Source organism: Micromonospora sicca, assembly GCF_003172935.1.
Classification (GTDB): Bacteria; Actinomycetota; Actinomycetes; order Mycobacteriales; family Micromonosporaceae; genus Micromonospora; species Micromonospora sicca.
The window spans coordinates 1-5,561 of sequence record NZ_QGKS01000458.1; the positions used below are offsets into that span (position 1 = coordinate 1).

Annotated in this window: 2 protein-coding genes and 2 pseudogenes; all 4 read right to left on the reverse strand. The window is 71.2% G+C overall.

Going from position 1 to position 5,561, the window contains the following annotated elements:
• Positions 1-243, reverse strand: a pseudogene (locus DKT69_RS34170) (Tn3 family transposase); the annotation flags it as partial.
• Positions 244-750: 507 nt separating this feature from the next.
• Positions 751-858: pseudogene (locus DKT69_RS40390) on the reverse strand (uridylate kinase); the annotation flags it as partial.
• Positions 859-1,225: 367 nt separating this feature from the next.
• A complete protein-coding gene (locus DKT69_RS34185; protein WP_109805530.1) occupies positions 1,226-1,711 on the reverse strand; it encodes a hypothetical protein in 486 nt (161 codons plus the stop codon).
• A 427-nt stretch (positions 1,712-2,138) separates the two neighbouring features.
• Positions 2,139-5,462, reverse strand: coding sequence for a glycosyltransferase (locus DKT69_RS34190; protein ID WP_109805531.1), 3,324 nt, complete (start codon positions 5,460-5,462; stop codon positions 2,139-2,141).
• Positions 5,463-5,561 lie beyond the last annotated feature (99 nt).

Here is a 5,561-nt window from a genome sequence, read left to right on the forward strand (position 1 = left end):
ATCATCGCCGCCGGCCGGATCCGCGGCGGTCGTGGCGCGCAGGGCGAGCCGGTTGGCCATGTTGAGGCGCACCTCGCCGTACGGGGAGATGTTGGTCCAGAACAGCGGGGTCAGGCCGCGCCGGTCGGCGGCCCCGAGTTCGACCAGGCCCTCGGCGAGGACATCCTGGACCATCAGGGTGTTGACGTACACCACGGCGGCCTGCAGCACCCGCAGGCACAGCACGGACAGTTCCTGCTCGTCGCGGCGCGATGCTTCGCGAGCAGGTCCCGCTCAGCACCGACCAACGTCCAGTGCTCAACCAGGTCCCCAAGATTCAAAGAGGAACGATTCACAGCGGCAGATCATCCCGGCGACGCACCCCGGCAGAAGATCCAAAACCTAGATCAACTTTTTGGCGCCGGGTGTCTCCGTCCTTACCAACACCCCGACCTGCGTCACGCCCAACCGTGCCCGCTCGGCCATTAACGGATTACCGGTAACAGCAATCCGTCAAATCAAGCGGACAAAGCGGTCATAAGGCGGCTACATCATAATGACAGTTCTTGTGCATAAGGACTCACGCTGGTGTCATCGCCATCCCGCAGGCTAGGAGCTTCCAGCTGTCGACCGCCAGTTGACCTGAGGCACTGCCAAGAGAGCTGGAGGTATCCCGGCTCTCTGCCAAGAAGGTTGAGGCACCCGAGGCGTCTCGGCGTGGGTCGACGAGTGTGGGGGTCTTCGCGTCCTTGGGGGACCTGCAGCCTGTATGCCGGCGGCGGGCGGCCCGTCGACGGCGACTCGCAGTGGGTGCGCGGTTGTGACGGACTCGATCGCCTCGGCCAGCCGGTCAAGGAGTTTGCCGCGGCTGCCTTTCACAGCCGCCGGACGCGCAGCACGCAGGTCAGCATCGGGAGGGTGAACTCGCCGTCCGCAGTCTCCGGTCTGCTCGCAAGGAAAGCGCGAGCCTGGCCTCTCGCTCCCGTTCCGGCATTCTTTGGCAGACGACACCAGCGGGGGGACGTGAGAGCAGCGCGGCCTGCAACGGGTAGTGACCCGTCCCGCGTGTTATGTCCCGTTCATGCCTATCAGTCACCTGTGTCGGTTATGCTGCCGAGCATGACCACAGTGATTCCGGTGGCGCCTGCTGCGCCACCCTGACGGCCCAGGCCGCGCCTGACGCTCAACCCGACGTCCGAGCAGGGCATCGGGTCAGCGAGGACGCCGAGCTGTGCCGCGCGTCCGGTCAGTGTCCGAGGCGGCAGTGGGGGACCGCCGCGGACATTGTTCTGCCCGGCCGTCTGCTGTTGCCGGCCAGCGCCACGTCGACGAAGGCTCCGACCCCGACCTGCGCGGCGTCCGCCAGGTGGGCGATCAGCAGCAGTCGACACCGGGTGTGCTCCGGCTCGCCGAGCACGTCGGCGGCCGGTGGTCGATCGCCACCAGGAATGACCGCGGCCAGCAGCGCGCGGTCCACCTCGGGTAGCCAGGCCGCGGAGCGGTCGACCTGCGCCGCCAGCAGTGGCCAGGGGTCCCGTCCCTCCGGGTCGAGTTCCTCGGCCAGCAGCGCGGCGGTGTCCCTGAGGACCTGGCGCGCCCACGGTTGGGGCAGCCGCGACAGGCGGCCGATCGCGTTCTCGAAACCGGCGCGATCAGCCTGGTCGGCCGCGCGGACCCCGGCCACCACGGCGTTCCACAGTTCCTGCTCCGCCGGTGTTGGCGGGTTCCACATCACCAGTTCCTCTCGGTCGGTTGGCTGATCAGGCCGGGCGGCCGAGGCCCTTGGCGGCACCTCGACGTCGCGGTCGCGTCGCTCTCTCCTGCCAGGGGGTGGCCGGCACGGGCCCGTAGGAGGGCGAGACCCGTGCCGGCCGCGGTGATCACCCCAATCACCGTTTCCCGCCGGCGGCGGCTCAGCCGGATCGTGTGGTTCTCCGGCCGGGCCGCGGCGGCGTGCTACCGCACCGGACCATGCCCGCAGCTGCCGTCCCCGCGGCCATGGCCATCAGGCTGGCGGCGCCGGTACTGATCGAGCGTGTCCGGACGAGCGCCGGATAATCCCTGTCGTGGGGCGCTCGCTGCCGTGAGTCAAGTATAGGACAAAATGAACATGTTGTGACGTGTTCAGGCCGTTTCACGAATGTTTCGCCCTTTTTTGGTCAGCGCATGGCCGTCACCTTCTGCTGCCGTCTGTCGGACTGGGCGCCGACGGCCGGACGACCTGCCGACCGGGGTGCCCGGCCCCGGCTGATCGCTCCCGTCGGGCGGCGCCCGGGCAGGAGGCGGGGCGGGCGCCGGGCGCTGAGGTCCTCGACCCAGCCGAGCGCCAGCACCAGGCCGGTGAGGATCATCAGCGCCACCACCAGGTAGCCCAGCTGGCCGACTCGCCAGAACCCGATCAGGTCACCCGCGGCGAAGCAGACCGTGATGGCGGCGTTGTGCCAGAGGTAGATGGTCAGGGCGCGGCTGTTCAACACGGTCACCAGCCGGTCGAGCGGCCGGATCCGGGCCAGCCAGGTCATCGGCGGGTCGGCCCGCACCAGCAGCAGCACGAATCCGAGCGACCAGAACGCCTGCGCCACCGGTACGTCGTTGAGGTCGAGCCCCGCCTCCGGGTGGGTGGCGAGCCAGCCGACCGCGAGCCCCAGGCACAGGGCCACCAGGGCCAGCAGGTACGGCAGCGAGAGCCGCCGCAACCGGCCGTCACGGTGCGCGAAGCCCACGAGCCAGCAGGCGCCGAACGTGGCCAGGTCGGTCAGCACCGATTCCGCCGGCCCGCTCGCCGGCGGCGCCGCGGTCTGCAGCAGCACCACGCCGGCCAGCGGAGCGAGCACGGACCCCACCGGCCAGCGCCGGTACAGCGCCAGCATCGCGGGGGAGAGCAGCACGAGCCACAGGTACGTCACGAGGTACCACAACACGCCCGTGACGTCCGCCGCCCACTGGCTGCCCGGCGGCTGCACCAGCGGGATCAGCCAGCTCAGCAGCGCCGGCCAGGCCGGCCGGCTGGTCCAGCCGTGCCAGATCATCAGGGGCAGCAGCACGAGGCCCAGGGCCCACAGCCCCGGCAGCAGGCGCCGGAACCGGCTGCTGATCGCCCGCTTCGGCGAGCGGTCGAGCGAAGCGGCCATCAGGGAGCCGCCCAGCGCGAACATCACGCCCATGGCGGGGAAGGCGAAGCTCAGCCAGGCGGCGCCGAACATGTGGTAGGCGAAGACCCGGCCCAGCGCCAGCGCCCGCAGGGTGTCGAACCAGCGGTCCCGCCCCCCGCGTCCGCCCGTCGCGACGTCCGTCGGTTGTGGTGCGGCGAGGAGGTGGTCGTCCGCCACGTCGCCGGCCCGCTTGAGTTTGCGCCAGCCCAGCCGGGTTCCGGTCAGCGCGGTCACCACGGACCGGGCCAGGACCAGGTACATCAGCTGGCGGTAGGCGAACTGCTGGATCGGCAGGGCCAGCAGTGGGCGCAGCGGTTCCCGGTCGAGCCGGAAGGCCACCGCGGCGGTCAGCGTCTGCACGACCAGCATCGCCGCCCACGCGACGGCGGTCTTCTTCATGTCCAGGAAGAAGAGGCCATAGACGGCGAGCAGGTCCAGCACCGGACCGAGCAGGGGCAGCGCCACACCGAACAGGGCGAGCATGGGCAGGCCGAAGCGGCCGAACCGGCCCGAGGCGCCCCGGTCGAGCATCGCGCCCCGGTGCTTCCACATCGCCTGCATGGTGCCGTAGCTCCACCGGTAGCGCTGCCGGCACAGGTCGCTCACCGACGCGGGCGCCTCCGTCCAGGCGCAGGCGCGGTCCTGGTACACCACCCGCCATCCGGCGCGGAGGATCGCCATGGTGATGTCGGTGTCCTCGGCCAGGGTGTCGCCGCTCATCCCGCCGGCGCTGATCAGGGCGCGGCGGCGGAAGGCCCCGATCGCTCCCGGCACGGTCGGCATGCAGCCCAGCACGTCGTACAACCGGCGGTCCAGGTTGAAGCCGATGACGTACTCGATGTGCTGCCACTGGCCGAGCAGCCGCCGCCGGTTGGCCACCTTGACGTTGCCCGCCACCGCGCCGATCCGCGGGTCGGTGAACGGCTCGATCAGCCGCCGGATCGCGTCCGGCTCGAAGACGGTGTCCGCGTCGACGGTCACGATGATGTCGTGCGAGGCGTACAGGAACCCGGTGTTCAGGGCGCTCGCCTTGCCGCCGTTGAGCTTGCGGATCACGCGGACGCCGTCGAGGCCGAGCGCGTCGACGAGGTCGGCGGTGCCGTCGGTCGAACCGTCGTCGACCACGATCACCTCGAGGTCCCGGTGGTCGCTGGCGACCAGGGAACGGACCGTGGCGACGATGCCCGCCCGTTCGTTGTACGCGGGCACCACCACCGACACCGGCGCGCTGACCACCCCCCAGGGCCAGCGGTGCACCCGCCTGCGGCGGGCGAGCCGCCGGGCGAGCAGGAGCAGCAGCAGCGTCCGGGCCAGGACGAGGATCCCGACCGCCACGAAGAGCAGGGCGAGGCCACGCAGGATCAGGTCGGCCAGCCGGATCGCCCAGATGACGGGGGCCGCCTGCCAGCGGTCCGCGGTCGAAGAGGGGGCGTTGCCGACCAGGGCGGCGGTACTCTGCTGCGCCCGGTCGATCCCGTCGCTCACCGTGGTGAAGGTGTAGCCGCGCGCCCGCATGAGCGGGATGAACCGGTCCAGCGCCGCGATGGTCTGCGACCGGTCTCCACCGGCGTCGTGCAGCAGCACCACGGCGCCCGCTCCGTCCGCCGGGGTCATGTTGCGCACGATCGCGTCCACACCGGGTCGGGCCCAGTCCTCGCTGTCGAGGTCGTTCACCACGGTCAGGTAGCCGAGCCGGGCGGCCTCCCGGATCACCGGCCAGTTCGCGTCGTCGACGGCGCTGGGCACGGACGAGTAGGGGAACCGCAGCAGGCTGGTCCGGACGCCGGCCGCGTCCACGATCGCCATCTGGGTCTGCGCGTACTCCATCCGCTGCCGCCACGGGGGCAGCAGGCTCACGTCCGGGTGGGTGAAGGTGTGCACGCCCAGTTCGTTCCCCTCGGCGACGGCCCGTCGGGCCAGGTCCCGGTGCCGGGCCACCTGTGAACCGATCACGAAGAACGTGGCCGGGGCCCGGTGCCGGCGCAGGACGTCGAGCACTCGGGGGGTCCAGACCGGGTCCGGCCCGTCGTCGAAGGTCAGGGCGATGGTCTTCGCGGGCAGCCGGTAGGAGTGGGGTTGGTCGCCCCGGGCGTCGAGCACCGGCCCGCCGTCGAGCACGGCGGTCGGGACGCTGAACTGATCCTCGGCCTCGCGTACGTGGTCCGGTCTGAACCGGGCGTTCGCGTACGCCTCCACCAGCAGCACGCACACGACCGCGGTCACCAGGGACGCGCAGACGAACCGCCCGGTCCGGAGACCGAGGAGGCCGGACCGGTGCTCGCCGCTGCGGTCGGGGGCGTGCCGGTGACGCCGGCGGTTGGTCAGGATCATCCGGTCGTCCCGGGTCCGAGGTCAGGGGTGGTCGGTGGGGTCGCGGTGGGCACCGGTCCGTCGCCGGGGCCGGCCGGCGAGGACGGGGTCGGTGAGGGG

Coding starts and splice junctions, on each gene's coding strand:
- DKT69_RS34185 (WP_109805530.1), bottom strand. CDS start 1,711: ATGTGGAACCCGCCAACACCGGCGGAGCAGGAACTGTGGAACGCCGTG.
- DKT69_RS34190 (WP_109805531.1), bottom strand. CDS start 5,462: ATGATCCTGACCAACCGCCGGCGTCACCGGCACGCCCCCGACCGCAGC.